The organism is Pseudomonas sp. Sample_22, assembly GCF_004307635.1.
In the GTDB taxonomy this organism is placed as follows: domain Bacteria; phylum Pseudomonadota; class Gammaproteobacteria; order Pseudomonadales; family Pseudomonadaceae; genus Aquipseudomonas.
Genome location: NZ_RCNY01000086.1, coordinates 119,242 through 146,241 on the forward strand (window position 1 = coordinate 119,242; position 27,000 = coordinate 146,241).

Consider the following 27,000-nt stretch of genomic DNA (forward strand, 5'->3'; position numbering starts at 1 on the left):
GCTCTGCGTCCGCTCTTTGGACGCGGAGCGCCTCTTTTCAGGGACGCGGAGCGTCCCGGGATGCATTCCCACGCAGAGCGTGGGAACGATCGACTGTGGTGTTACACGTTCTGGCGTTCGCCTTTCGGATCGAAGAACACCGAAGAAACGATTTCCGCCTCGATCACGCTGCCATCCGCCAGCGGCGCAAACACGCGCTCGCCCATACGGTTCAGGCCGCCCTTGACCACGCCCATGGCAAACGAATAGCCCAGGGAGTTGTGCGCGTAGCTGGAGGTCACGTGGCCGACCATGGTCATCGGGATCGCCTGCTTGGTGTTGAACACCAGTTGCGCACCTTCCGGCAGCCATTTGTTCGGATCGATCGGCTTGAGGCCAACCAGTTGTTTGCGCTGATCACGCACACAGTCTTCACGATTCATCCCGCGCCAGCCGATCCACGAGAACGGTTTGGTGCGACCGACACACCAGCCCATGTTCAAGTCGTCCGGCGTCATCGAGCCGTCGGTGTCCTGACCGACGATGATGAAGCCCTTCTCGGCCCGCAGCACGTGCATGGTTTCGGTGCCGTACGGCGTCAGGTTGTACTTCTTGCCGGCGTCGACGATTTTTTCCAGTACACCCATCGCATAGTCGGCTTGCACGTTGACTTCGTACGACAGCTCACCGGTAAACGAGATCCGGAACACCCGCGCCGGCACGCCACCGACCAGACCTTCTTTCCAGGTCATGAACGGGAACGCTTCGTTGCTCAAATCGATGTCAGTGACTTCGCTGAGCAGCTTGCGACTGTTCGGCCCGGACAACGTCATGGTCGCCCAGTGATCGGTCACGGAAGTGAAGTACACCTTCAGGTCCGGCCATTCGGTCTGCTGGTAGATTTCCAGCCATTGCAGCACGCGTGCAGCGCCGCCGGTGGTGGTGGTCATCACGAAATGGTTGTCGGCCAGGCATGCCGTCACGCCATCGTCGAACACCATGCCGTCTTCTTTGCACATCAGGCCGTAGCGAGCCTTGCCCACGTCGAGCTTGGTCCAGGCGTTGGTGTAGATGCGGTTGAGGAACTCACGTGCATCCGGGCCTTGAATGTCGATTTTGCCCAGGGTCGAAGCGTCCAGCAGGCCAACGCTGTCGCGCACGGCTTTGCATTCACGTTTGACTGCGGCGTGCATGTCTTCGCCGGATTTCGGGAAGTACCAAGGGCGTTTCCACTGACCGACGTCTTCGAACTCGGCACCGTTTTTCAGGTGCCAGTGATGCAGTGCAGTGAAACGCACCGGCTCGAAGATGTGCCCACAGTGACGGCCGGCCACGGCGCCGAACGTTACCGGCGTGTAGTTCGGACGGAACATGGTGGTGCCCATCTGCGGGATGGTCACGTTCAGCGAGCGGGCAGCGATGGCCAGGCCATTGACGTTGCCGAGCTTGCCCTGATCGGTGCCGAAGCCCAATGCGGTATAGCGCTTGACGTGCTCGACCGATTCGAAGCCTTCGCGGGTCGCCAGTTCGATAGCGGCGGCGGTGACGTCGTTTTGCAGGTCGACGAATTGCTTCGGAGCCCGCGCGGTGTTCTTTTCGTGCGGCACCTGGAACAGCGCCAGGGTCGGTTCTTCGAGACGCGCCAGGGCTTTGGGCAAGGTCGCTTCGACCGGACCGAAACCGGCTTCGCTGGCCGCGCGCACGCCACCTTCAAAACCATCGGCCAGGGAATCACCAAGGCCATAGACGCCATTGATACCGCCGACACATACACGTTTTTGCGGAGCTTCGCCCGGTACGAAACCGAGGATGTCTTCACGCCAGATCGGCTTGCCGCCCAGGTGCGATGCCAGGTGCACCACCGGGCTGTAGCCGCCGGAGCTGGCGACGATGTCACAGTCGAGCCATTCGCCAGGGCTGGTGACTTTATGTCCCTTCACATCGATCGCGGCCACACGGGCTGCGGTCACACGCTTGGTGCCACGAGCTTCGATCACGGCGCTGCCAGTGAGGATGCGGATACCTTTGGCGCGCGCCTCTTCAACCAACGCACCACGCGGATTGCTGCGGGCGTCAGCGATGGCGACCACTTGCAGGCTGGCGTCGAGCCAGTCCAGTGCCACGCGGTAGGCGTGATCGTTGTTGGTCGACAGCACCAGTTTCTTGCCCGGTGCCACACCGTAACGGCGCACGTAAGTCGAGACAGCGCCAGCCAGCATGTTGCCCGGCACGTCGTTGTTGCCGTAGACCAGTGGACGCTCATGAGCGCCGGTCGCGAGTACGACGCGCTTGGCGCGAACACGGTGGATGCGCTGACGCACCTGGCCAATCGGTGCGCGGTCGCCGAGGTGATCGGTGAGGCGCTCGTGAATGGTCAGGAAGTTGTGATCGTGGTAACCGTTGACCGTGGCGCGCGGCAACAGCAGCACGTCCGGGGTGTTCTTCAGCTCGGCGATAACGCTGGCGACCCATTCCACGGCAGGTTTGCCGTCGAGGCTTTCGCGGGAGTCGAGCAGGCTGCCACCGAACTCTTCCTGTTCGTCCGCCAGGATCACCCGGGCACCGCTGCGCGCAGCAGCCAAGGCTGCCGCCAAACCAGCAGGGCCGGCGCCGACGATCAGCACGTCACAGTGCTGGTTCATGTAGTCGTAGGTGTCCGGATCGTTCTCGGTCGGCGAGCGGCCAAGACCGGCGGCCTTACGAATGTATTTCTCGTAAGTCATCCAGAACGATTGCGGGTACATGAAGGTTTTGTAGTAGAAACCCGGTGGCATCAACTTGCCGCCGACCTTGCCGAGAATCCCCATCATGTCGTTGTTCACGCTTGGCCAGCCGTTGGTGCTGGTGGCGACCAAACCTTGATACAGCGCTTGCTGCGTGGCGCGTACGTTGGGAATCTGTGTGGCTTCGGTGGCGCCGATCTGCAAAACCGCGTTCGGCTCTTCGGCACCGGCGGCGAAGATGCCGCGCGGACGGGAATACTTGAAGCTGCGACCGATGATGTCGACGCCGTTGGCCAGCAGTGCAGCGGCCAGCGAATCGCCTTCAAAGCCTTTGTAGCTCTGGCCGTTGAAGGTGAAGCTCAACACTTTGTTGCGGTCGATCCGTCCGCCGTTGGACAGGCGATTGATCTGGCTCATACCTTCTCTCCCAGAGCCGTGCTGGCCGCTTTCGGGCTATCGGTCTTGTCGGTGAATTGTGGCTTGGTGCCGATCTTGTAGGTTTCGAGAATCTCGTAGGTCACGGTGTCGCGGGTGGCGTTGAAGTACTGACGGCAACCGGCGGCGTGAATCCACAGTTCATGGTGCAGACCGCGAGGGTTGTCGCGGAAGAACATATAGTCGCCCCACTCCTCGTCGGTGCAGCTGTTCGGATCCAGTGGACGCGGGATGTGCGCCTGGCCGGATGCGTGGAATTCCTCTTCGGAGCGCAGTTCGCCGCAGTGAGGACAGAAGATATGCAACATGGGGATTTCTCCTGTTAGTGGGCAACCGCAGCAGCGCCGTGTTCATCGATCAACGCACCGTTGTGGAAACGGTCGATGGAGAAAGGTGCGGCCAATGGGTGCATTTCACCCTTGGCCAGGCTCGCGGCAAACACGTTGCCCGAGCCTGGTGTTGCCTTGAAGCCACCGGTGCCCCAACCGCAGTTGAAGAACATGTTCGGTACCGGCGTTTTCGAGATGATCGGGCAAGCGTCAGGGGTGGTGTCGACGATGCCGCCCCACTGACGGTTCATGCGCACTCGCGACAGCACCGGGAACATCTCGACGATGGCCTGGATGGTGTGCTCGATCACCGGATACGAACCACGCTGGCCGTAGCCGTTGTAGCCGTCGATACCGGCGCCGATCACCAGGTCGCCCTTGTCGGACTGGCTGATGTAACCGTGTACGGCGTTGGACATGATCACGCTGTCGATAATCGGCTTGATCGGCTCGGACACCAGCGCCTGCAGCGGGTGCGATTCGATCGGCAGACGGAAACCGGCGAGCTTGGCCATGTGTCCGGAGTTACCGGCAGTGACCACGCCGACGCGTTTGGCGCCGATGAAGCCCTTGTTGGTTTCAACACCGATGCACACGCCGTTCTCCTTGCGGAAACCGATCACTTCGGTCTGCTGGATCAGGTCCACACCCAGCGCGTCGGCGGCACGGGCAAAACCCCAGGCCACGGCATCGTGACGGGCGACACCGCCGCGACGCTGGACGGTCGCGCCCATCACCGGGTAGCGGGTGTTCTTCGAGCAGTCGAGATACGGAATCTCGTCGGCCACTTGCTTGGCATCGAGCAACTCACCGTCGACACCATTGAGGCGGTTGGCGCTGACTCGACGCTCGGAATCACGAATGTCCTGCAGGGTGTGGCAAAGGTTGTATACGCCGCGCTGGGAGAACATCACGTTGTAGTTGAGGTCCTGAGACAGGCCTTCCCACAGTTTCATCGCATGCTCGTACAGGTGCGCCGACTCGTCCCACAGGTAGTTGGAGCGAACGATGGTGGTGTTGCGCGCGGTGTTACCGCCGCCCAGCCAGCCCTTCTCGACCACGGCCACGTTAGTGATGCCGTGTTCCTTGGCCAGGTAGTAGGCGGTCGCCAGACCGTGCCCGCCACCGCCGACGATAACCACGTCGTAGACCTTTTTCGGGGTCGGCGTGCGCCACATGCGCTGCCAGTTTTCGTGGTGGCTGAGGGAGTGTTTGAAGAGGCCGAAGCCCGAATAGCGTTGCATAGTCATTTACTCCAAAACCGCGCTCAGCGATAAACCGGGAAGTCCGCGCACAGGGCCGACACTTGCTGGGCGACATTGGCCTCGACATCGGCATCGCCGAGGTTGTCGAGGATGTCGCAGATCCAGCCGGCCAGCGTTACGCACTGGGTCACCTTGAAGCCGCGTGTGGTCACGGCCGGGGTGCCGATACGCAGGCCGGAGGTCACGAACGGCGACTGCGGGTCGTTCGGCACAGCGTTCTTGTTGACGGTGATGTGGGCGCGACCGAGTGCTGCGTCCGCCTCTTTGCCGGTGAGGCCCTGGCGGATCAGGCTGACCAGGAACAAGTGGTTATCGGTGCCGCCGGACACTACATCGTAGCCGCGTTTGATAAACACGCCGGCCATGGCCTGGGCGTTGTCGATCACTTGTTGCTGGTAAGCCTTGAAGCCTGGCTCCAGCGCTTCCTTGAAGCACACCGCTTTACCGGCGATGACGTGCATCAGCGGGCCGCCCTGGGCACCCGGGAAGACCGCGGCGTTGAGCTTCTTCTCGATTTCTTCGTTGGACTTGGCCAGGATCAGGCCGCCACGTGGACCGCGCAGGGTCTTGTGGGTGGTGGTGGTGACCACATCGGCATACGGCAGCGGATTCGGGTACAGGCCGGCAGCGACCAGGCCGGCCACGTGGGCCATGTCGACGAACAGCAGCGCTCCGACCTTGTCGGCGATCTGGCGGAAGCGCGGGAAGTCCAGGGTCTTTGAGTAGGCAGAGAAGCCGGCCACGATCATCTTCGGCTTGCACTCGACGGCCAGACGCTCGACTTCGTCGTAATCGATCAGGCCGGTCTTGGTGTCGATGCCGTACTGCACGGCGTTGTAGAGTTTGCCCGAGGACGACACTTTGGCGCCGTGGGTCAGGTGACCGCCATGGGCCAGGCTCATGCCCAGAATGGTGTCGCCGGCGTTCAACAAGGCCAGGTACACGGCGCTGTTGGCCGAGGAACCGGAGTGCGGCTGGACGTTGGCGTAATCGGCGCCGAACAGCTGCTTGGCGCGTTCGATGGCCAGGGCCTCGACCTTGTCGACGTGCTCGCAGCCACCGTAGTAGCGCTTGCCCGGATAGCCTTCGGCGTACTTGTTGGTCAGGCCGCTGCCTTGCGCTTGCATCACGCGCTTGCTGGTGTAGTTCTCCGACGCGATCAGCTCGATGTGATCTTCCTGACGTTGCTCCTCGGCATTCATCGCCGCCAGCAGTGCATCATCGTAACCCTGGATCTGGTCTTGCTTGCTGAACATCGCGTCTCTCCCAGCGGCATCTGTGCGCCATTCGTCTCGGTGAGGCACTGGCGTTTCGGCAGTGCCCTTTGATAGCGATGGTATGACTGGCTTCGAAGGGTCAAATGCCTACGGGCGCCACGCAAAGGTGCGTTTACGACATGGCGTGAAATGGCCGAGCCAGTGGATGCCTTTGTGGCGAGGGAGCTTGCTCCCGCTCGACTGCGAAGCAGTCGCAAAAGCGATAACCACGAGCTGACGGGCAGACCGCATGCACAGGCGTCGGGTCTGCTGCGCAGCCCAGCGGGAGCAAGCTCCCTCGCCACAGGGGTCGGGTCAGGCGATGGCCTGTCGCACTGCGAGCAACACCAGGAAATGCACCGGATACAGCGCATACGCCCAGCGTCGCATCGGCGGTGGTTTTGCGTCACGGGCATGTCGCAACAGGAACAGCCCCAGCCATGGCGCAATCAGACAAGTGATGATGGCCGCCACAGCCACATGACTGCCCAGCCGAACGGAGTAATACAGCACCTGCCATTGATTGGCGGCCAGACAGACAAGCCCCGCAAGCAACGCGAAATACCATGGACGATGGATCACCCACAGCAGTACCAACGGCAACAACACGCCAAAAAAACCGAACATCACACGCTGCGAAAAAAAACCCGCCAGCAGCAGTGCAGCCACCGCCAGCAAACGCAATTGAAGCGCCGGTTGCTGCCAGCCACGGGCCACCAGCAATCCAAGGACAAGTGTGGGCATGACGTTCAGCGTGTCGGGATTGGCAATAAACATCCGGTAAGGAACTTCACTGAGCGCACTGAAAAGCAGCAACCAGCCCAGATAGCGCCACTGTCCAGCGTTCGCCTGGGCCGGCTTGCGCGCCAGGTTCGCTGCCATCACCAGACAAAACCACGGGAACGCCAAACGTCCCGGCACATACAACAGATCGACGGAATAACCGACATATCGCAGGTGATCGAGCACCATGCTCAGCAGCGCCAACCACTTGAGCAGGTCCAGTGCACCGTCGCGCTGCTTTAGGGGCATAGTCATGTGCATAATTGCCCGGCATCCTTGTATCTTTCTGACAGAAACATCCCACGTACTCCCCGGACGATCTTCGGTAAAGTGCGCACCATCATTGACCACGAGGCGCTTCACCATAAGCGTCCCGATCACGGAAGCAGGCCATGACCGATAAGAGCCAACAATTCGCCAGCGACAACTATTCCGGCATTTGCCCTGAAGCCTGGGCGGCCATGGAACAGGCCAATCACGGCCACCAGCGCGCCTACGGTGACGACGAATGGACCGCCCGCGCCTCCGACGGATTCCGCAAACTGTTTGAAACCGATTGCGAAGTGTTTTTCGCCTTCAACGGCACCGCCGCCAACTCGTTGGCCCTGTCGTCGCTGTGCCAGAGTTACCACAGCGTGATCTGCTCGGAAACCGCCCACGTCGAAACCGACGAATGCGGCGCGCCGGAATTTTTCTCCAACGGTTCCAAGCTGCTGATCGCCCGTACTGAAAACGGCAAGCTGACACCGGAATCGATCCGCGAAGTCGCGCTCAAGCGCCAGGACATCCATTACCCGAAACCCCGCGTCGTGACCCTGACCCAGGCCACCGAAGTGGGCAGCGTCTATACCCCGGACGAAATCCGCGCGATAAGCGCCACCTGCAAGGAACTCGGGCTGAATCTGCACATGGACGGCGCGCGTTTTTCCAATGCGTGCGCATTCCTCGGTTGCTCGCCGGCAGACCTGACCTGGAAGGCCGGTGTCGACGTGCTGTGCTTTGGCGGTACGAAAAACGGCATGGCCGTGGGCGAGGCGATTCTGTTCTTCAACCACAAACTGGCGGAAGACTTTGACTATCGCTGCAAACAGGCCGGGCAACTGGCGTCGAAGATGCGCTTCTTGTCGGCGCCGTGGGTCGGCATCCTGGAAAACGACGCCTGGCTCAAATACGCCAACCACGCCAACCGCTGTGCGCAGTTGCTCGCCGAACTGGTCAGTGACATTCCCGGTGTCGAGTTGATGTTTCCGGTACAGGCCAACGGCGTGTTCCTGCAACTCTCGGAACCGGCCATCGCCGCGCTGACAGGCAAGGGCTGGCGTTTCTACACCTTCATCGGTAACGGCGGCGCACGCTTCATGTGTTCGTGGGATACCGAAGAAGAACGTGTACGAGAGTTGGCCCGCGACATCCGTGAAGTGATGTCGCACTAATATGAACCGAACGTTCCCACGCTCTGCGTGGGAACGCCTACAGGAACGCTCCGCGTTCCAGCTTCAACACCTGTGCGACGTCGAACACCGTTGTGACGCGGAGCGTCACGGGCTGCATTCCCACGCGGAGCGTGGGAACGATCAGTGGAAACGCGTTGTATCGTGATCGTTCCCACGCTCTGCGTGGGAACGCCTCCAGGAACGCTCCGCGTTCCAACTTCAACACCTGGGTGACGCCCGATACCGTCGTGACGCGGAGCGTCACAGGCTGCATTCCCACGCGGAGCGTGGGAACGATCAATTTCGCGGCTGTTAGAACTCGATACGCACGTCGCCCTTCGGCACGCTGCAGCACGACAGGATGAACCCATCGGCTTCGTCTTCTTCGGTGATCCCGCCGTTGTGCTCCATCTCCACCTCGCCACCGAGCTTCATCACCTTGCAGGTGCCGCAGATGCCCATGCCACAGGCTTTCGGGATCATCAGCCCGACTTTCGCTGCAGCGGCGTGCACGGTTTCGCCGGGGGCCACGCGAATGCTCTTGCCTGAAGTGATGAACTCCACCTGATGCAAGTCCGCGGCATCGATTTCGGGCGCATCGGCCGCTTGTTCGGCTTGCTCGACCGCATCGGCACGGGCTTCCGGTGGTGTGGCGCCGAAGGATTCCTCGTGATAACGCTTCATGTCGTAGCCGGCGTTCTCCAGCAGGCGCTTGACCGCGTTCATGTACGGGGTCGGCCCGCAGCAGAACACTTCGCGTTCGAGGAAGTCCGGGACCATCAATTCCAGCATCTTGTGGTTCAGGTAACCGCGATAACCGGCCCAAGGCTCGCCCAGGCCGTGCTTCTCGCAGATCAGGTGCAGGCTGAAGTTGTCGATCCGCGACGCCATGTGCTCCAGCTCGCGGTGGTAGATGATGTCTTTCGGTGAACGGGCACTGTGGATAAAGGTCATGTCGACGTTGGCGTTGGTGTCGTAGAACCAACGCGCCATGGACATGCATGGCGTGATCCCGACGCCGCCGCTGAGGTACAGCACTTTCGGGCTCGGGAAGTCGATGGCGTTGAACAAGCCCACCGGCCCGTGCACCGCCAGTTCCTGGCCTTCGTGCAGGGTGTCGTGCAACCAGTTCGAGACCTTGCCGCCCGGCACGCGCTTGATGGTCACCGAGAAGCTGTACGGCACCGACGGCGAGCTGGAAATGGTGTACGAACGCATGATCGGTTGGCCTTCGATCTCCAGCTCCAGGGTAACGAACTGCCCCGGCTTGAAGAAGAACATGATCGGCTGGTCGGCCATGAAACAGAAGGTGCGCACATCCCAGGTTTCCTGGATGACTTTGACGCAACGGACGATGTGTCGACCATTGGCCCAGGTCTGGGTGGTTACCGGGTTCAGGAAGTTGTTGGACATGCTGATCTCCACGGCCGACTGTCGGCCTTCATGTTGGCGATTCTGCGTATAGCGCAGATCAGCCATTTACCTATCTGCGACATTGACATGCTTATCGCGACCAGCCCGCAAGTACCGGGGGTTGCGCGTCGGGAACAGATTGCACCATGTCGCCCATGGATAAGGTTCTGGCCAGCGGCGGCCCCACACTCGCCCCATACCAAGACACATTCTTTACACCTTGCGTAGCAACCGTTAGCAGTACACCTGATTAGCCACTTTCGCCGGCCACACAGAATGGCCTTGAGGATTAAACGATGGACGTCACTACTACCCTGAGCCTGGGCGATCCGCTGGAACCCGCACGCAAGGCCACCGCGCAGATGCTGCAAGAGCGTGAGCGCACGTTCTCGCTGCCGCAGCCGTTTTACTCGGACGAGCGTCTGTTTGATATCGACATGCAGGAAATCTTTCAGAAAGAGTGGTTGATCGCCGGCATGACCTGCGAAATTCCCGCCAAGGGCAACTACCTGACCCTGCAGGTTGGCAAGAATCCGATCATCGTGATCCGCGGCGCCGAAGGTGTAGTGCATGCGTTCCATAACGTCTGCCGTCACCGCGGTTCGCGCCTGTGCACCAGTGAAAAAGGCAAGGTCGCCAAACTGGTCTGCCACTACCACCAGTGGACCTACGAACTCGACGGTCGCCTGCTGTTCGCCGGCACCGAAATGGGCGCCGACTTCGACATGAAGCAATACGGCCTCAAACCGGTGAACGTGAAAACCGCCGGCGGCTACATTTTCATCAGCCTGTCGGAGAACCCGCCGGCCATCGATGACTTCCTGTCGACGCTCAGCCATTACATGGAACCGTACGACATGGAAAACACCAAGGTGGCGATCACCACCACCTTGATGGAAAAGGCCAACTGGAAACTGGTGCTGGAAAACAACCGCGAGTGCTACCACTGCAACGCGTCGCACCCGGAACTGCTGAAAACCCTGCTGGAATGGGACGACGTCACCGACCCGCGCGCCGACCAGGCATTCAAGGATCACGTTGCCGCTTCCGCCGCCGCCTGGGAAGCCGAAAAGATCCCTTACGCCCACGCCAGTTTCGGCCTGCGCAACCGCATCGTGCGCATGCCGCTGCTCAAGGGCACCGTATCGATGACCCTGGACGGTAAACAGGGCTGCCAAAAACTCATGGGCCGCATCAAGAACCCGGACCTGGGCTCGATGCGCATCCTGCACCTGCCGCACTCCTGGAACCACTGCATGGGCGACCACATCATCGTGTTCACCGTGTGGCCGATCAGTGCCCAGGAAACCATGGTCACCACCAAGTGGATTGTGCACAAGGACGCGGTCGAAGGCGTGGACTACGACGTCGAGCGCATGCGCCAGGTCTGGGACGCCACCAACGACCAGGACCGTCGCCTGGCTGAAGAGAACCAGCGCGGCATCAACTCCACCGCTTACCAGCCAGGGCCTTACTCCAAGACCTATGAGTTTGGTGTGGTGAACTTTGTGGATTGGTACAGCGAGCGCCTGTTGAGCAACCTGGGCGCCGAGCCTGCGCCATACCTCAAAGGCGTTCCTGTCCAAGGCTGACGCCACCGCCCCCCTGTAGGGGCGAGCCTGCTCGCGATGGGCGTCAACGATGACGCAGGCAGCCTGACACCCCGCGGGGTTCTCAGGTTAATCGCGAGCAGGCTCGCTCCTACAGGATTCTGTACGAAATATGATCTATTTCGTTCAGAGCTATACGATCCGCCCCCTCTAGCCTTCCGCAAACAAGTTATCCACACCTCCACCCACAGCTATTGGGGACAAGTGTGGTTTCGCTGCAAATTTTTTCCACAGAAACCCAAGAAAATCCGTGACTTATCCATAATCAGGGTTTATAGCGCCTATTGATCATTCTTTAATCAATCGCTCGAAAGCCATGATCTACGTGGCTCGTAGCGGATCGCAAACACCTTATCCACAGAAGCGCCAACAGAGATTGGGGGCAAGTATGGCCTTAGGTGGATAAAAAACGTTGAAACACCATAAGTTGCGCTGGTTATTAATTGATCTATGGGTTGCAGACCTTATTCTGCGTGGGTCGCAGCGAGGCGCGAACATGTTATCCACAGAAGCGCCAACAGGGATTGTGGGTAAACACGTATCGGCTACTGAAAAAATTAAGTTTTGTTGGTGCACGACCGATGAGTAACCGCTGAATATGCGATTGCTTCCAACTGCCAGCATTCTCAAATCATTTTTCAGAGTCTCGAAACGATTTCCTCCGTTTGTCTGATTAACTGGTTAGACGTAGTTTCAGGAACCGCTGCGATGGTCGATGACAATCGACTTAATTCAAGACCCGGCTCCCCAGGTTGGGGACTACTGGAAGTTACACCGCGGGCGGCGGTGGGTTTTTTATTAACGGTAAAAAGATTTCCGAGACCTTTACGCATCTGCAACAAAGGATTGTTCTCGCTGATAATTTTCTGTATTCCAACGCCCGCTCTGATAGTGACAGCACCTATGGAAAAGGTCGTGCCTATCGCAGAGACGATTCTGCCTTCTTCTTTGTAACCTGCCAGTTGCATGACAGACCCTGCGATTGCCACTGGAGATCCAACTAAACTGGTGCGGGCAGCCCAGAGGGCCAGTCCCGCAGGGGGATTAGCGATTGCGGTTATCGCGGTTGCAGCGATAATTCCAACATGTAAGCCGATTGTCAGTATTGGTTGAAGCCATTCTGGGACTTGGCCTGTCGGGTCAGTAGCGTTGACCGGATCTCCCATGCAATAGGCATAAGAATTGATCCCACCCTTCCCGAATGGACTCAACCGATCCGGACTATGAAACCGCATCAACACCGGGCTATAGACCCGATGGCCATTGCCCAGGTGATACCAACCCGTGGCACCTTCCTTGAACTGCCCATTGAAACCCAGATGCGTCCCCGCCCGTCTCTGGGCGCTTTGCAGGCCATAGGGGGAATAGGCAAAAGGGTTTGGTCCGGTGCGGTCCAGTTCGGCCAGCACGCTTTGCTGCTGATTGCTGGCGAGCAGCAAGGTTCGAGCGAACCGGGTTTCTCCCAGGCAGGATTTCAGAGGTTGGATGTTGCGGGCGATGGGCATCAATAGCGTCCTTGATGAGACCTGATAACCCGCGAAGTAATACCTGGCGCTGAAAGGCCAGGTTCGGCAAGCGGGTACTAACTGATCGGTACCCTAACAAACCGTCCTTGAAGGCAACACTATCAGTTCTGCTAGGCTCGCCCGCCACCGGATCTGCCAAGTCTGATACATCAGATCGGCTTCACGCGTAATCCCAATCATCGGATACGGTGCGATCTGCCAGGTAACGACGCTGCGAAAGCCGTTTTTAACGCAGGCGCTCATGGCGCAGCAACGCGCCAGCGGCAAGCTTGTTTTTACAGGCGATGCAGCGTGAGATTCAACGTCAGCGCACAACACCTTCCTCAATCAACAGTTTGAGAATCGCCTCGGCCCCGGCTTGGGCCGTCACGCCTTTGAGTACTTGCCCTCCTCCGCCACTGGCCTTGGCCGTCGCGGCTTTCATCCGGTCCGCCCCGCTTTTGGCCTTGATCACTTTCAAGCGCTTTGGTCGCGGCTTGGCCGGTTGCAGCGTGGCAACCGACAACAATTCATCGTCGACGACTTCAACCTCATCGGCCTGCAACACCCCGCGTCGCGCAGGACCGTAGGCGCTCTGACGAGGCTTGGGCGCGGCGTTATCCACAGTTGCCAAAAACGGCAGACGTACCTTCAAGCGACGACGCTGACCGCGCGGCAAGGCTTGCAGCACCAGCGCCGAATCACCGTCGATGGACTCGACCTGTGCCAGCCCCACGACCAACGGCCAGCCAAGACCTTCCGCCAGCAGGAATGGCAACATGCCGGAACCCTCGCCGGTTTCCGCCTGGCTGCCGGTCAGCACCACTTGCGCCCCCGCGTCACGCAGATAAGCGCTCAACACCGGCAATGCATCGGCGCCTTGCGGTTGTTCCAGCACATGCAGTTGCTCAAGGCCCATGCCGAGGTAGGCGCGCAGCGCCGGCTCGGCAATATCGCCGGCATGCAGTACCTGCAAGTTATCCCCAGCCAGTTGCAGACCCAGTTCCACCGCCCGCGCATCCTGCTCCGCACGGCGTGGCCGACCGGAGGTCGGGTGGGCGCCGATGGACACCAGGCTGATGATTTTCGTGCTCATAACCCTTTCCTTCCCTTAAGCCGCATCGCGCTTGGCGTCGTTGCGGTAAGCCTCTACCGCCGCGATCAAGGCTCGAAGAATCTCGGCGCTCTCGCCGATCACCGACAGGTCGGCCCGTTTGATCATGTCGCAGCCCGGATCAAGGTTGATCGCCACCACCTTGTCGCAGGCACCGATGCCTTGCAGGTGCTGGATCGCCCCGGAAATACCCACCGCCACGTACACCCGCGCTGTGACCCAGGTACCTGACGCACCCACCTGGCGGTCGCGGGCCATGAAGCCATCGTCCACCGCCACCCGCGAAGCACCTTCGGTGGCACCGAGCGCCGCGGCGGTCTGGTGGAACAAATCCCAATCCTTAACCCCGTTGCCGCCGGAGAAAATGAATTCGGCTTCGGCCATGGGAATCGCCGCCGGGTCCACCGCCACCGCCCCCAGATCCTCGATGCGCGAGAGACTGCGGGCGACGGTTGTGGATAACTCAACCGGCAACGCTTCGTGACGGGTTTCGCTGACCGGTTCGGCGCATTCAACGGCGGCCAGAATCAAACGCGCTAACGGCCGGGCCAAGTCTTGCAGACCGGCGCCGGCGCGGCCGATGCATTGCTCATCCTTGACCTGCCAGACACGCGTGGCCGGACGTTCGCCCAGCGCCGCGGCAAAACGCCGACCCAATTCGCCGCCACCGCTGCGGCTGTCCGGCAGTAGCCAGTGGCGCGGATTGAACTGGTTATCCACAGCTCGCAGGCCCTGGACCCGCTGCTCCGGTGCATAACCATTGAATGCTTCGCCATCAAGCACCAGCAGGCGATCGACACCTGCGTTGGCAAACGTACTTTCCTTGTGTTCACCGAAGACCACGGCCAACACGGCGCCGTCCTTGCCGGCAAGCTGATGGGCCAGACCCAACAGATCGCGGTCGTGGCTGCCCAAACGGCCACCGACCATGTCCGGCACCACGCAGATGTTGAACGCGGGCTGGGTCACTTGATGCAGCGGCAATTGCACTTCAACGGCGGCGGTGCGCTTGGCGGTCCCGCCCTGTTGAGCGCCACTGCGGTCGATGCGCTTGATCCCGTTGGGGCCGATAAAGCCGATGCCATGGGGATTCTTGCGGATGACCCCGTTAGGGCCCATCCAGCTGTGCTGCGCCGGTTGCATGGCGGCGTGCAGCGGATGCAGACGGTTACGGGCGATCCATTCGGCACGGGGGTCGCGGCGGATAATGTCGCTCATCAATGCACCTCCGCGGGTTCACGTTTGGCCGGCGCGGCGGGCTTGGCCGCGTCCTCTTCAAGCAGCGCATCGGCCACCAGTTCGGCGATGTCCTTGATCAGTGGCCGCGGTTCAACCACGCCCTCGAGCATTGCCGTGCACTGTGGACAACCCACGGCCACCAGTTCGGCGCCGGTCTCGCGGATGTCTTCCATGCGCATGTCGGGAATCCGCTGCTTGCCCGGAATGTCGGTGATCGGCGCACCGCCGCCGCCGCCGCAGCAGCGCGAGCGGAAACCGGAACGTTGCATCTCTTTGACTTCAATCCCGAGCGCACGCAGGACCTGACGTGGCGCCTCGTATTCGCCGTTGTAGCGCCCCAGGTAACACGGGTCGTGATAGGTGACGCTGTCGCCTTTGTGCTGGCCGAGATTGAGCGCGCCGGCCTCGATGACTTCTGCCATGTAGGTGCTGTGGTGCTGCACCAGGTAGTTGCCGTCGAAAGCGCCGTATTCGTTTTTCAGCACGTGGAAGCTGTGCGGATCGCAGGTGACGATGCGGTTGAAGCTGTACTTGGCCAGGGTCTGAATGTTGCGCTTGGCCAGCAACTGGAAGGTCGCTTCATCGCCCAGGCGTCGCGCCACGTCGCCGCTGTCGCGCTCTTCGAGGCCGAGTACGGCGAAGTCGATTTTCGCCGCTTTCAGCACTTTGACGAACGCGCGCAAGGTGCGCTGGTTGCGCATGTCGAAGGCGCCATCGCCGACCCAGAACAGCACGTCGGTGGATTTCTTTTCGCTGAGCAGGTTGAGGTTCAAATCCGCCGCCCAGTTCATCCGTCCGCCCGGTGCGAAACCGCCCGGGTTGTCGGTGGCGATCAGGTTTTCCAGGACTTCGGCGCCCTTGTTCGGGGTCGCGCCCTTTTCCAGGGTCAGATGGCGGCGCATGTCGACGATGGCGTCGACGTGCTCGATCATCATCGGGCATTCCTCGACGCAGGCGCGGCAGGTGGTGCACGACCACAGCGTCTCGGCGTCCACCAGACCATTGACGATCGGTTGATGCGGATTGCCAGCGTGTTCGCCGATGGCTTTGCCGGGATACGGGCTGCCGGCGAACTTGGCATCGGTGCCGCCAGCAAGGCCGACGACCATGTCTTGAATCAGCTTTTTCGGGTTCAGCGGTTGGCCAGCGGCGAAGGCCGGGCACGCCGCTTCACACTTGCCGCACTGCACGCAGGCGTCGAAACCGAGTAGCTGGTTCCAGGTGAAATCCTTGGGTTTTTCCACGCCCAGTGGCGCATTCGGGTCATTCAGGTCCAGCGGCTTCAAACCGGTGGAACGACCGCCACCAAAACGCTCGGCGCGACGGTGCCAGGCCAGGTGCAGGGCGCCGGCGAAGGCGTGTTTCATCGGCCCGCCCCAAGTCATGCCGAAGAATAGCTCCGACACGCCCCACAACACGCCGACACCGAGGACTGCCGCCAACAGCCAGCCACCGAAGTTTTCCGGCAAGATCCCGGCCACCGGCAGGGTCAGCAGGAAGAACGAGGCCGAGAACGCCAGCAGGCTTTTCGGCAGGCGCATCCACGGGCCTTTCGACAGGCGCGAAGGTGGATTGCGCCGACGCAGGTAAACGAAGATCGCGCCGACGAACATCACCGCCGACATCAACAACAAGGCATAACCGAGGATGCGGTTATGCAGACCGAAACCGTGCACCACAATCGCCAGCACGATCGACGCCACCGCGCCGCCGGCCGTGGCGACGTGGGTGTTGGCGATGTACTTGTCCCGCGCGACGACATGGTGCAAGTCGACCATGTAACGCTTGGGCATGGCGAACAGACCGCCGATCAGGTCGACCTTCGAGGCTCGGCCCCGGCGCCACATGGCTACCCGCCGCAACGCGCCGAGAACCGCGAGGCCCAGGGCAGCGAACAACAGGATTGGAAGAAGGGTGTTCAACATAGGTGTTGCTCCCAAAGACACGGGGTCTGGCCGAATGATCGTTCCCACGCTCTGCGTGGGAATGCAGCCCGGGACGCTCCGCGTCCCAACAGCGGACGCAGAGCGTCCATTGAGGCATTCCCACGCAGAGCGTGGGAACGATCTATCAACAAGCTCTTAGAAATCCTTGCACAGCCGCAATGCGTCATAGATCGCCGCATGCACGTTACGCTGGGCCACGCAGTCGCCGATACGGAACAACAGATAGCCGTCGCCGCTCTGCTCCAGGCAAGGTTGCGGCTTGATCGCGAACAAGGCTTCGACGTCGATCTGGCCTTTGTTGCGCGAGCCTTCCTTCATCGCGTAGTAGATTTCCTCGTCCGGGCGCACACCGTTTTCGATGACCACCTGATCGACTACCCGCTCCTCTTTGGCGCCGGTGTATTCGTTTTCCAGCACCGCTACGAGCTTGTCGCCTTCGCGGTAGACCTTCTCCAGCATCATGTCGCCGGTCATGATCACTTCTTTCGGGTACATGCTGCGGTAGTAAGTCGGGAACGACGTACCCCCGATGGCGACGCCCGGCTTGATGTCGTCGGTGACAATCTCGACCTGGCTGCCCTTGTCGGCAATGAAGTCGGCGGTGGACATGCCGGTGAACTCGCAAATGGTGTCGTAGACCAGCACGTTCTTGCCTGGCGCCACCTTGCCGTCGAGGATGTCCCAGCTGCTGACCACCAAGCCTTCAGCCGCGCCCCAGTGTTCGTTCTGCTCGATGAACGGATGGCCGCCGACGGCCAGCACTACCACGTCCGGACGCAGGTCCATGATGGTCGGCGCATCTGCCGCGGTCCCCAGGCGCAGGTCGACTTTCAAGCGTGCCAGTTCCAGTTGATACCAGCGGGTAATACCGGCGATCTGGTCCCGTTGCGGCGCCTTCGAGGCGGTGGTGATTTGCCCGCCGATGAATTCTTTCTTCTCGAACAGGGTGACGTCGTGGCCACGTTCGGCGGCAACACGAGCGGCTTCCATCCCCGCAGGACCGGCGCCGACCACCACCACTTTGCGTTTCACGCCGGTGGTTTTTTCGATGATGTGCGGCAGGCCCATGTATTCACGGGAGGTCGCCGCGTTCTGGATGCACAACACATCCAGGCCTTGGTACTGACGATCGATGCAATAGTTGGCGCCGACACATTGTTTGATCTGGTCGATCTGGCCCATCTTGATCTTGGCGATCAGGTGCGGGTCGGCGATGTGCGCGCGGGTCATGCCGACCATGTCGACGTAACCGCCTTCCAGAATACGCGTGGCCTGGTTCGGGTCCTTGATGTTCTGCGCGTGCAGCACCGGAACCTTGACCACTTCCTTGATACCGGCCGCCAGGTGCAGGAACGGCTCCGGTGGATAACTCATGTTCGGAATCACGTTGGCCAGGGTGTTGTGAGTGTCACAACCCGAACCCACGACGCCGATAAAGTCGAGCATGCCGGTGTCGTCGTAATACTTGGCGATCTGCTTCATGTCTTCATGGGACAGACCGTCCGGGTGGAACTCGTCACCGCAGATGCGCATGCCGACGCAGAAATCGTCGCCGACCTCGGCGCGCACGGCTTTCAAGACTTCCAGACCGAACTTCATCCGGCCTTCGAAGGTGCCGCCCCATTCGTCGGTACGCTTGTTGACGCGCGGGCTCCAGAACTGGTCGATCATGTGCTGGTGCACGGCCGACAGTTCGACACCGTCCAGGCCACCGGCCTTGGCACGGCGCGCGGCTTGCGCGTAGTTGCCGATCACCCGCCAGATCTCTTCCGGCTCGATGGTCTTGCAAGTGGCACGGTGCACCGGCTCACGCACGCCAGACGGCGACATCAGGGTCGGCCAGTTGAAACCATCCCAGCGCGAGCGACGGCCCATGTGGGTAATCTGGATCATGATCTTGGCGCCGTGCTTGTGCATGGCGTCGGCCAGGTTCTGGAAATGCGGAATGATGCGGTCGGTGGACAGGTTGACCGAACTCCACCACTCCTGCGGGCTGTCGATGGCAACCACGGACGAACCGCCGCAGATCGCCAGGCCGATCCCGCCCTTGGCCTTCTCTTCGTAATACTTGACGTACCGGTCGGTGGTCATGCCGCCGTCGGTCGCGTAAACCTCGGCGTGCGCGGTGCTGAGCACGCGGTTGCGGATGGTCAGTTTGCCGATCTGGATCGGCTGGAACATTGCTTCGAAAGCCATGGCGGGTTCCTCGACTTACAACGGCTTGACGATGAACAAGCCGTCTTCGTGGCCCTCTTCGGAGCCACCGTAGACTTGCTCGGCCACGGTGCGGATCTTGCTGCCGCGGGCGGCGAGGATCTGGTCCATCGCACCGGCAAACCAGCCAGTGAACATGTAGTCGACCTTGCGCCCGACCTTGCCGTACACGTAGACGAATGCCGAGTGTTCAAGCTTGACGCTGGCGGTGCCTTTGTCGAGGTCGATGTCCTGGATCTTGAACAGGCCCCAACCACGTTGCGACAAACGCTTCATGTAGTGCTCGAACACCGCGACGCCTTCCAGGCCGTGGCACTCGGCTTCTTTTTCACACCAGTGCCAGGCGGATTTGTAGCCGGCCTTGTAGAGGATTTCGGCATAGGCTTCGGCGCCCAGCACTTCCTCGATGCCCATGTGGTTGTTGACGAAGAAATGCCGTGGCACGTACAGCATCGGCAGGGCGTCGGAGGTCCAGACACCGGTTTCGCTGTCGACTTCGATAGGCAATTGCGGGGCGATCTTGGCCATGGAAACTTAACTCCAGAAAATTCGTTGTGTTGCCTGCGGCGCGGACGGCCGCAGGAAAGGATTCAGAAGTGCGGTGGCTTATTCGCCCCAGACGTCCTTTAGGACATTGACCCAGTTTTCGCCCATGATCTTGCGCACCACGCGCTCGGAATGGCCGCGCTTGAGCAGGGTTTCGGTCAGGTTCGGGAACTCGCCGACGGTGCGGATGCCCAGCGGGTTGATGATCTTGCCGAAGCTGGTCAGGCGGCGGGCATAGCCCTTGTCATGGGTCAGGTATTCGAAGAAGTCCTGGCCGTGACCCTGGGTGAAATCGGTGCCGATGCCGATGGCGTCTTCACCGACGATGTTCATGGTGTACTCGATGGCTTCGGCGTAGTCGTCGATGGTCGAATCAATGCCCTTGGCGAGGAACGGCGCGAACATGGTCACGCCGACGAAACCACCGTGGTCGGCAATGAACTTCAGTTCTTCATCGGACTTGTTGCGCGGGTGCTCCTTGAGCCCCGACGGCAGGCAATGGGAGTAGCAGACCGGTTTTTTCGATTCGAGGATGACTTCTTCGGAAGTCTTGGAGCCAACGTGGGACAAGTCGCACATCACGCCGACACGGTTCATCTCGGCAACGATTTCACGACCGAAGCCCGACAGGCCGCCGTCACGCTCGTAGCAACCGGTGCCCACCAGGTTCTGGGTGTTGTAGCACATCTGCACGATGCCAACCCCGAGCTGCTTGAACACCTCGACATAGCCGATCTGGTCTTCAAAGGCGTGGGCATTCTGGAAACCGAAAAGGATGCCGGTCTTGCCGACTTCCTTGGCCTTGCGAATGTCTGCCGTGGTGCGCACCGGCATCACCAGGTCGCTGTTCTCGCGGATCAGTTTCTGGCTGGCGGCAATGTTGTTGACGGTGGCCTGGAAGCCCTCCCACACCGACACGGTGCAGTTGGCTGCGGTCAGGCCGCCCTTGCGCATGTCTTCGAACAGTTCACGGTTCCACTTGGCAATAATCAGCCCGTCGATAACGATGCTGTCGGCGTGCAATTCGGCTGGGCTCATCAGGCTGTCCCCTTGTTAGCGATTCATGCGCCGAATCGTCTGCCGGCGCTTTGGGGCCAGCATATGCCTCGGTGCGGGGGCAGCCGGGTGCAAAAACGACAGGGGAATTGCCGAAAGCGTCAATCCGCGACAAAGGGTCGTCGCCAGGCACTGTTGGCGACCTGTTCAAGGCCGTCCGCTTGCGCCAGAATTCGCCGCATCACTGGAATAGAGCGGCGACCTGAATGAAATCCATCCTTGTGGCTTTGGCATTGATTGCGACCGGCGTACACGCAGCGCAGGAGTCCGACGACAATCCCTGCGACAAAGTCGAAAACGACGTCCAGACCCTGGAATGCTCGGCCTTCAGCAAAACCACCGCCGAAGACCTGCTCAGCGAAAACCTCAAGAGCCTGAACGAGCGCATGCAGTCGCTCTACGGCAAGAACCCGTCGCAACTGGCCGACATCACCGCCAAAATCAAGGCCGCCCAAGCCCAATGGCTGAAAACCCGCGACGCCGACTGCGCCGTCGAAGCCTTCCCGGCGACAACCGGCAGCAAGGCGTTCACCATGGCGCAGAACGATTGTGTGGCACGAATGAGTGATGAACGGTCGGAGTTTTTGGAGTCGATTGGGCAGGAATAGTCCTTAATCTTCCGCTGAAAGTTGGAACCGCATCCAGCTTTCAGCATCGTTTTCCCCTCTTCCCACAACACGTTCTGACCTCACCTACACGTATTACTTGAAAGCCCCAACCGATGGGCTTTTCACGCAACATGCTGACAATTGTTGTGAATTGGCCAACTGCAAAATATAAGTAAAGATTCGCAAATCTTATAAAAGACTTATATTCTTCCATGAACAGCATTCACTGGACTCGAAAGGCCGTTAAGCAACTGCTGAAATTGCATTCCGCTCATCAGTGCCAGGTCCGTGATGCAATCACGGCGCTGGCAGACATGCCTGATGTAGGCAATGTCAAAGCACTGGTCGGTCATGACTTCGCCTATAGACTGCGTGTCGGTAACTATCGGGTCATGTTCGATTGGGAGGGCGCGATCAAAGTGGTCAGTATTCAAGAGGTCAAAAAACGCGATGAACGCACCTACTGACATCCAAATCATCAATGACGCCGAAGGCAATCCAGCCTTCGTGGTCATTCCTTATGCGCAATATGTGGCGCAGAAGATCGAACCCGACTTGATCCCTCATGATGTTGTCAGTCGTATCGTCGATGGCGCCACTCCCATCCGCGCCTGGCGCGAACACTTGAACCTTACTCAGGATGAAGTGGCCAAACGCATGGGCATTTCCCAACCGGCTTTCGCTCAGCAGGAAACCGTTGCCAAGCCTCGCAAGGCCACACGCGAAAAAATCGCGGCGGCTTTTGGGATCACCGCCAGTCAACTTGAGCTGTAAGCTTCACGCCATCAGCCAGTCAAGGGATTCAACATGAAAGTCTGTGGCATCGAAATCAAGGGCAGCGAAGCGATCATTGCCGTGGCGTCTCTCGACGGTACGAACCTGGGTCACGTCGCCCTCAATACCAAGAAAATTGCCCTGGACGATGATGACGAGGCGGCCAACGTCAAGTTGTTCGCCGCGCAGGTGGCGTCGTTTGTCCGGGAGAACTCCATCGACCGCATCGCGATCAAGAAGCGCGGCAAGAAAGGCGAATTCGCCGGTGGGCCGACCACGTTCAAGATCGAAGGGGTTTTCCAGTTATTGGAGAATTGCGAGGTGACGCTGCTGTCTCCGCAGACCATCACGGCGCAGTGCAAGAAATTCAGTGTCCAGCTGCCAGAGACGCTGAACAAGTATCAGCATGAGGCTTACAAGGCGGCGTGTTCGGCGCTGATGAAGAAATAACCGGTATTCCTGACAGAACAAATTAACTGTGGGAGCCAGCCCGCTGGCGATGGCGGTGCATCCGTCGATATTTATGTGTCTGCCAGACCGCTATCGCCAGCAGGCTGGCTCCCACAGGTTTTTCGTTGTTTTCAGAATCATGCTTTTGCGGTACGCCTGTCTTCTCGCGGACATCGCTCATATTTCGCCCGATAGCTGCGGGTGAAATACGATGGCGACTCAAACCCACAGGCAATGCTCACTTCCAGAACGCTCATGTCCGTCTGGCGCAGCAATTGCCGCGCTTTTTCCAACCGTAACCGCAGATAGAAATTGCTCGGCGTATCGTTCAGGTGCAACCGAAACAGTCGCTCCAACTGTCGCCGCGTCACCTTGATCGATTCCGCCAATTCCAGCGTGCTCAGCGGCGGTTCGCTGTGCTGTTCCATCTCGCCGATCACGTGCACCAGCTTCTTGTTGCTGATGCCATAGCGTGTCGCGACTTCCATGCGCTGGTGGTCTTTGCGCGGGCGGATGCGGCCGAGCACGAACTGCTCGCTGACCTGGATCGCCAGTTCCGGGCCATGGGCCTGGGCGATCAAATCGAGCATTAAATCGATAGAGGCGGTGCCGCCAGCGGAAGTGATGCGCCGACGATCAATCTCGAACAGCTCCTGGGTAACGCTCAGCTGTGGATAGGATTCCTTAAAGGCGTCGATGGCTTCCCAGTGCAGCGTCAGACGATGACCCTCGAGCAGACCCGCTTCGGCGAGGATGAAGCTGCCGGTGTCGATGGCGCCGAGGGTCACGCCTTCGTTGCCCAGGCGGCGCAGCCAGTGCTCCAGCACCGGAGTGGCGAACTTCAACGGTTCGAAGCCGGCGACCACCAACAAGGTCGCGCCTTTTTTCAGTGGCTCCAGCGCCGCATCGGCGTTGACCGACATGCCGTTGCTGGCCAACACCGCCCCGCCATCGGCACTCAGCACATGCCAGCGATACAACTCGCCACGAAAACGATTGGCGACCCGCAACGGCTCGATGGCCGAGATAAATCCAATGGCCGAGAAACCCGGCATCAACAAGAAATAGAAATCCTGGGACATGGAGCGCACTCGATGGCTAGTAGCGAGAGGGCGGGTAGCGTGAGGACGTTGATACGCCACTTGCCAGCGGCATTCAAGAGGTCAGGTCGCTGCAGTGCAAGAGCTGGTCGCCGCAGTGCGCTTTCATCGGTGCGTTGCTGCGTAACTTGGCATCACCGGCACGCAAAGATGACCGGATCCACAATAATGAAACTGCCGAGGAACCTGAGAATGAAACGACTGATCAGCAGCTGTGTTCTTGCACTCAGTGGTACCGCTTTGCTGAGCGCCAGCGTCATGGCCGCCGAACCCGCCTCTTGCCAGAACGTGCGCATGGGCGTGGTGAACTGGACCGACGTCATCGCCACCAGCGCGTTGACCCAGGTATTGCTCGACGGCCTCGGCTATAACACCAAACAAACCAGCGCCTCCCAGCAAATCATCTTCGCCGGGATCCGCGATCAGCGTCTGGACCTGTTCCTGGGTTACTGGAACCCGCTGATGACCCAGACCATTACGCCGTTCGTCGAGGCCAACCAGGTCAAGGTGCTCGAAGCGCCAAGCCTGAAAGATGCCCGCGCCACCCTCGCCGTTCCGACCTACCTCGCCGACAAAGGCCTGAAAACCTTCGCCGACATCGCCAAATTCGAAAAAGAACTGGGCGGCAAGATTTACGGCATCGAGCCTGGTTCGGGAGCCAATACCCAGATCAAGGCGATGATCAGCAAGAACCAGTTCGGCCTTGGCAAGTTCCAGTTGGTCGAGTCCAGCGAGGCCGGGATGCTTGCCGCCGTCGATCGCGCCGTGCGTCGCAAGGAAGCCGTGGTGTTCTTCGGCTGGGCGCCGCACCCGATGAACGTCAACGTGGACATGACCTACCTCTCCGGCAGCGAAAACGCCCTTGGGCCGGACGAAGGCAAGGCCACGGTATGGACCGTCACCGCGCCGAAATACGCCGAGCAGTGCCCGAACATCGGCCGCCTGCTGAGCAACCTGACCTTCTCCGCCGAAGACGAGAGCCGGATGATGCAGCCGCTGCTGGACCACAAGGACGCTTTCGAATCGGCCAAGCAATGGCTCAAGGATCACCCGCAGGACAAGAAACGCTGGCTTGAAGGTGTGACCACTTTCGACGGCAAACCAGCAGCTGAAAACCTGCAGCTGACCAGTAAGTAACCCGCTCCTTTTTCTGAACCGAACCACCGATTCGCAGCCCGACAGGGCTGCGAGCGGAACCACCACGCCTGAAGGAATCCGCCTCATGAACCACGACGTCATCATCACCTGCGCACTCACCGGTGCTGGCGACACGACCGCCAAGAGCCCACACGTGCCGGTCACCCCGAAACAGATCGCCGCTGCCGCCGTGGAAGCGGCCAAGGCCGGCGCCACCGTGGTTCACTGCCACGTTCGCGACCCGCAAACCGGCAAATTCAGCCGTGATGTGGCGCTGTACCGCGAAGTCATGGAGCGCATCCGCGAAGCTGACGTCGATATCATCGTCAACCTTACCGCCGGCATGGGCGGCGACCTGGAAATCGGCGCCGGCGAGAACCCGATGGAGTTCGGCCCGAACACCGACCTGGTCGGCCCGCTGACCCGTTTGGCCCACGTCGAAGAACTGCTGCCGGAAATCTGCACCCTCGATTGCGGCACCCTGAACTTCGGTGATGGCGACACCATTTACGTGTCCACCCCGGCCCAGCTGCGCGCTGGCGCCAAACGCATTCAAGAGCTGGGCGTTAAGCCTGAGCTGGAAATCTTCGACACCGGTCACCTGTGGTTCGCCAAGCAAATGATCAAGGAAGGCTTGCTCGACAATCCGCTGTTCCAGTTGTGCCTGGGTATCCCGTGGGGCGCCCCGGCGGACACCACCACCATGAAAGCCATGGTCGACAACCTGCCTGCAGACGCCGTCTGGGCTGGCTTCGGCATCGGCCGCATGCAAATGCCGATGGCGGCGCAAGCGGTGTTGCTGGGCGGCAACGTGCGTGTCGGCCTGGAAGACAACCTGTGGCTGGACAAGGGCGTACTGGCGACCAACGGCCAATTGGTCGAACGCGCCAGCGAAATCCTCAGCCGTCTCGGCGCCCGCGTACTGACCCCGGCTGAAGGCCGCAAGAAAATGGGCCTGACCCAGCGCGGTTAACCATCTGCATATAACCTGTAGGAGCAAAGCTTGCTCGCGATGATGTCGGTACATCCAACGCATTGTCTGCGACTTTAATGCCGCTATCGCGAGCAAGCTTTGCTCCTACGGGGTTCATCGAATCTTTCAGGAAATCACCATGAGCTTTATCACCGAAATCAAAACCTTCGCCGCGCTGGGCAGCGGCGTCATCGGCAGCGGTTGGGTATCCCGCGCCCTCGCCCACGGCCTCGACGTGGTGGCCTGGGATCCGGCGCCCGGTGCCGAAGCCGTATTGCGCAAGCGTGTCGCCAATGCCTGGGGCGCACTGGAAAAACAGGGTCTGGCACCCGGTGCCTCGCAGGATCGCCTGCGTTTTGTCTCGACCATTGAAGAATGTGTTCGCGACGCCGATTTCATCCAGGAAAGTGCCCCGGAACGCCTTGAGCTGAAACTGGACCTGCACAGCAAGATCAGCGCCGCCGCCAAGCCCAATGCCCTGATTGGCTCCAGCACCTCGGGCTTGTTACCCAGCGAGTTTTACGAGAGCTCGACCCACCCGGAACGCTGCGTAGTGGGTCACCCGTTCAACCCGGTTTACCTGTTGCCATTGGTGGAAGTCGTCGGCGGCAAAAACACGGCACCCGAAGCCGTGCAAGCGGCGATGAAGGTCTACGAATCACTCGGCATGCGCCCGCTGCACGTGCGCAAGGAAGTGCCAGGGTTCATAGCCGACCGTCTGCTTGAAGCGCTGTGGCGTGAGGCGCTGCACCTGGTCAACGACGGCGTGGCAACCACCGGCGAGATTGACGACGCGATCCGTTTTGGCGCGGGTCTGCGCTGGTCATTCATGGGCACGTTCCTGACCTACACGCTCGCCGGCGGCGATGCCGGTATGCGCCACTTCATGACGCAGTTCGGCCCGGCGTTGCAGTTGCCATGGACCTATCTGCCGGCCCCCGAACTGACTGACAAGCTGATCGACGATGTGGTCGATGGCACCAGCGATCAGTTGGGCAAGCACAGCATTTCGGCGCTGGAGCGCTATCGTGATGATTGTCTGCTGGCGGTGCTTGAGGCGGTGAAGACCACCAAAGAGAAGCACGGGATGAGTTTCAGCGAGTGATGTGTTG

The 27,000-nt window shown here is 60.2% G+C and carries 23 protein-coding genes and 1 pseudogene; 10 read left to right on the forward strand and 14 right to left on the reverse strand.

Features of this window, described 5'->3' with window-relative positions:
- Positions 1-101: 101 nt before the first annotated feature.
- The 5 genes from D8U73_RS24545 to D8U73_RS24565 form a co-directional block, all read right to left on the reverse strand.
- On the reverse strand, positions 102-3,119 hold the full coding sequence (locus tag D8U73_RS24545; RefSeq protein ID WP_056853881.1) for a sarcosine oxidase subunit alpha: 3,018 nt from the start codon (positions 3,117-3,119) through the stop codon (positions 102-104).
- Entirely contained in the window at positions 3,116-3,445 is a 330-nt protein-coding gene (locus tag D8U73_RS24550; RefSeq protein ID WP_047534309.1) for a sarcosine oxidase subunit delta, read from the reverse strand. The genes D8U73_RS24545 and D8U73_RS24550 overlap by 4 nt, the downstream gene beginning before the upstream one ends.
- A 14-nt stretch (positions 3,446-3,459) precedes the next feature.
- On the reverse strand, positions 3,460-4,710 hold the full coding sequence (locus tag D8U73_RS24555) for a sarcosine oxidase subunit beta (RefSeq protein WP_007980419.1): 1,251 nt from the start codon (positions 4,708-4,710) through the stop codon (positions 3,460-3,462).
- A 23-nt stretch (positions 4,711-4,733) separates the two neighbouring features.
- Entirely contained in the window at positions 4,734-5,987 is a 1,254-nt protein-coding gene (glyA, locus tag D8U73_RS24560; RefSeq protein WP_056853882.1) for a serine hydroxymethyltransferase, read from the reverse strand.
- A 315-nt stretch (positions 5,988-6,302) separates the two neighbouring features.
- Positions 6,303-7,031, reverse strand: coding sequence for a TraX family protein (locus tag D8U73_RS24565; protein WP_241668548.1), 729 nt, complete (start codon positions 7,029-7,031; stop codon positions 6,303-6,305).
- A gap of 131 nt (positions 7,032-7,162) precedes the next feature.
- Between D8U73_RS24565 and D8U73_RS24570 the strand changes: the two genes are divergently transcribed.
- Positions 7,163-8,203, forward strand: a complete 1,041-nt coding sequence (locus tag D8U73_RS24570) for a low specificity L-threonine aldolase (RefSeq protein ID WP_056853884.1) — start codon at positions 7,163-7,165, stop codon at positions 8,201-8,203.
- 312 nt (positions 8,204-8,515) lie between these two features.
- Here the strand turns inward: D8U73_RS24570 and gbcB are convergent, their stop codons facing one another.
- Positions 8,516-9,616 carry a glycine-betaine demethylase subunit GbcB gene (gene gbcB / locus D8U73_RS24575; RefSeq protein ID WP_056854371.1) on the reverse strand — a complete coding sequence of 367 codons (1,101 nt, stop codon included), beginning with the start codon at positions 9,614-9,616 and terminating at the stop codon, positions 8,516-8,518.
- A 296-nt stretch (positions 9,617-9,912) separates the two neighbouring features.
- On the opposite strand from gbcB, the gene gbcA reads away from it, so the two are divergent.
- Together gbcA and D8U73_RS29740 are read left to right on the forward strand one after the other, a co-directional pair.
- On the forward strand, positions 9,913-11,208 hold the full coding sequence (gene gbcA, locus D8U73_RS24585) for a glycine-betaine demethylase subunit GbcA (protein WP_056853886.1): 1,296 nt from the start codon (positions 9,913-9,915) through the stop codon (positions 11,206-11,208).
- A 36-nt stretch (positions 11,209-11,244) separates the two neighbouring features.
- Positions 11,245-11,331, forward strand: a pseudogene (locus D8U73_RS29740) (outer membrane lipoprotein carrier protein LolA); the annotation flags it as partial.
- Positions 11,332-11,864: 533 nt separating this feature from the next.
- Here the strand turns inward: D8U73_RS29740 and D8U73_RS24595 are convergent.
- The 7 genes from D8U73_RS24595 to D8U73_RS24625 all read right to left on the reverse strand — a co-directional run bounded on the left by D8U73_RS24595 (position 11,865) and on the right by D8U73_RS24625 (position 20,828).
- Positions 11,865-12,731, reverse strand: coding sequence for an RHS repeat-associated core domain-containing protein (locus D8U73_RS24595; protein WP_130905998.1), 867 nt, complete (start codon positions 12,729-12,731; stop codon positions 11,865-11,867).
- A gap of 325 nt (positions 12,732-13,056) precedes the next feature.
- The gene (locus D8U73_RS24600) at positions 13,057-13,827 is read right to left on the reverse strand and encodes an electron transfer flavoprotein subunit beta (RefSeq protein WP_130905999.1); all 771 of its coding nucleotides are present in this window, start codon (positions 13,825-13,827) and stop codon (positions 13,057-13,059) included.
- 15 nt (positions 13,828-13,842) lie between these two features.
- Positions 13,843-15,063, reverse strand: a complete 1,221-nt coding sequence (locus tag D8U73_RS24605; RefSeq protein WP_130906000.1) for an electron transfer flavoprotein subunit alpha/FixB family protein — start codon at positions 15,061-15,063, stop codon at positions 13,843-13,845.
- Entirely contained in the window at positions 15,063-17,009 is a 1,947-nt protein-coding gene (gene dgcB / locus D8U73_RS24610; protein ID WP_130906001.1) for a dimethylglycine demethylation protein DgcB, read from the reverse strand. Before dgcB ends, D8U73_RS24605 begins: the two co-directional genes overlap by 1 nt.
- Before the next feature lie 156 nt (positions 17,010-17,165).
- On the reverse strand, positions 17,166-19,226 hold the full coding sequence (gene dgcA, locus D8U73_RS24615) for a dimethylglycine demethylation protein DgcA (protein WP_056853891.1): 2,061 nt from the start codon (positions 19,224-19,226) through the stop codon (positions 17,166-17,168).
- 15 nt (positions 19,227-19,241) lie between these two features.
- The gene (locus D8U73_RS24620; protein ID WP_007975505.1) at positions 19,242-19,772 is read right to left on the reverse strand and encodes a DUF5943 domain-containing protein; all 531 of its coding nucleotides are present in this window, start codon (positions 19,770-19,772) and stop codon (positions 19,242-19,244) included.
- Between the two features lie 78 nt (positions 19,773-19,850).
- Positions 19,851-20,828: a dipeptidase gene (locus D8U73_RS24625; RefSeq protein ID WP_056853892.1), complete on the reverse strand. Its 978-nt coding sequence runs from the start codon at positions 20,826-20,828 to the stop codon at positions 19,851-19,853.
- Positions 20,829-21,052: 224 nt separating this feature from the next.
- Here D8U73_RS24625 and D8U73_RS24635 point away from each other — a divergent pair, with 224 nt between their 5' ends.
- From D8U73_RS24635 to D8U73_RS24650, 4 genes are all read left to right on the forward strand, one after another.
- Complete coding sequence (locus tag D8U73_RS24635) at positions 21,053-21,454, forward strand: lysozyme inhibitor LprI family protein (protein ID WP_056853893.1); 402 nt, start codon at positions 21,053-21,055, stop codon at positions 21,452-21,454.
- 212 nt (positions 21,455-21,666) lie between these two features.
- Positions 21,667-21,921 (forward strand): type II toxin-antitoxin system RelE/ParE family toxin, encoded by a 255-nt coding sequence (locus tag D8U73_RS24640; RefSeq protein WP_130906002.1) that lies wholly within the window; start codon positions 21,667-21,669, stop codon positions 21,919-21,921.
- Complete coding sequence (locus D8U73_RS24645) at positions 21,905-22,228, forward strand: helix-turn-helix transcriptional regulator (RefSeq protein ID WP_130906003.1); 324 nt, start codon at positions 21,905-21,907, stop codon at positions 22,226-22,228. The genes D8U73_RS24640 and D8U73_RS24645 overlap by 17 nt, the downstream gene beginning before the upstream one ends.
- A gap of 33 nt (positions 22,229-22,261) precedes the next feature.
- Complete coding sequence (locus tag D8U73_RS24650) at positions 22,262-22,678, forward strand: DUF3010 family protein (protein ID WP_130906004.1); 417 nt, start codon at positions 22,262-22,264, stop codon at positions 22,676-22,678.
- A 137-nt stretch (positions 22,679-22,815) separates the two neighbouring features.
- Here the strand turns inward: D8U73_RS24650 and D8U73_RS24655 are convergent, their stop codons facing one another.
- Positions 22,816-23,760 (reverse strand): GlxA family transcriptional regulator, encoded by a 945-nt coding sequence (locus tag D8U73_RS24655; protein WP_130906005.1) that lies wholly within the window; start codon positions 23,758-23,760, stop codon positions 22,816-22,818.
- 210 nt (positions 23,761-23,970) lie between these two features.
- Here D8U73_RS24655 and choX point away from each other — a divergent pair, with 210 nt between their 5' ends.
- From choX to D8U73_RS24670, 3 genes are all read left to right on the forward strand, one after another.
- Positions 23,971-24,915 carry a choline ABC transporter substrate-binding protein gene (choX, locus tag D8U73_RS24660; protein WP_130906006.1) on the forward strand — a complete coding sequence of 315 codons (945 nt, stop codon included), beginning with the start codon at positions 23,971-23,973 and terminating at the stop codon, positions 24,913-24,915.
- Between the two features lie 85 nt (positions 24,916-25,000).
- Positions 25,001-25,888 (forward strand): 3-keto-5-aminohexanoate cleavage protein, encoded by an 888-nt coding sequence (locus D8U73_RS24665; protein ID WP_056853897.1) that lies wholly within the window; start codon positions 25,001-25,003, stop codon positions 25,886-25,888.
- Between the two features lie 139 nt (positions 25,889-26,027).
- Positions 26,028-26,993 (forward strand): L-carnitine dehydrogenase, encoded by a 966-nt coding sequence (locus tag D8U73_RS24670; RefSeq protein ID WP_130906007.1) that lies wholly within the window; start codon positions 26,028-26,030, stop codon positions 26,991-26,993.
- Positions 26,994-27,000 lie beyond the last annotated feature (7 nt).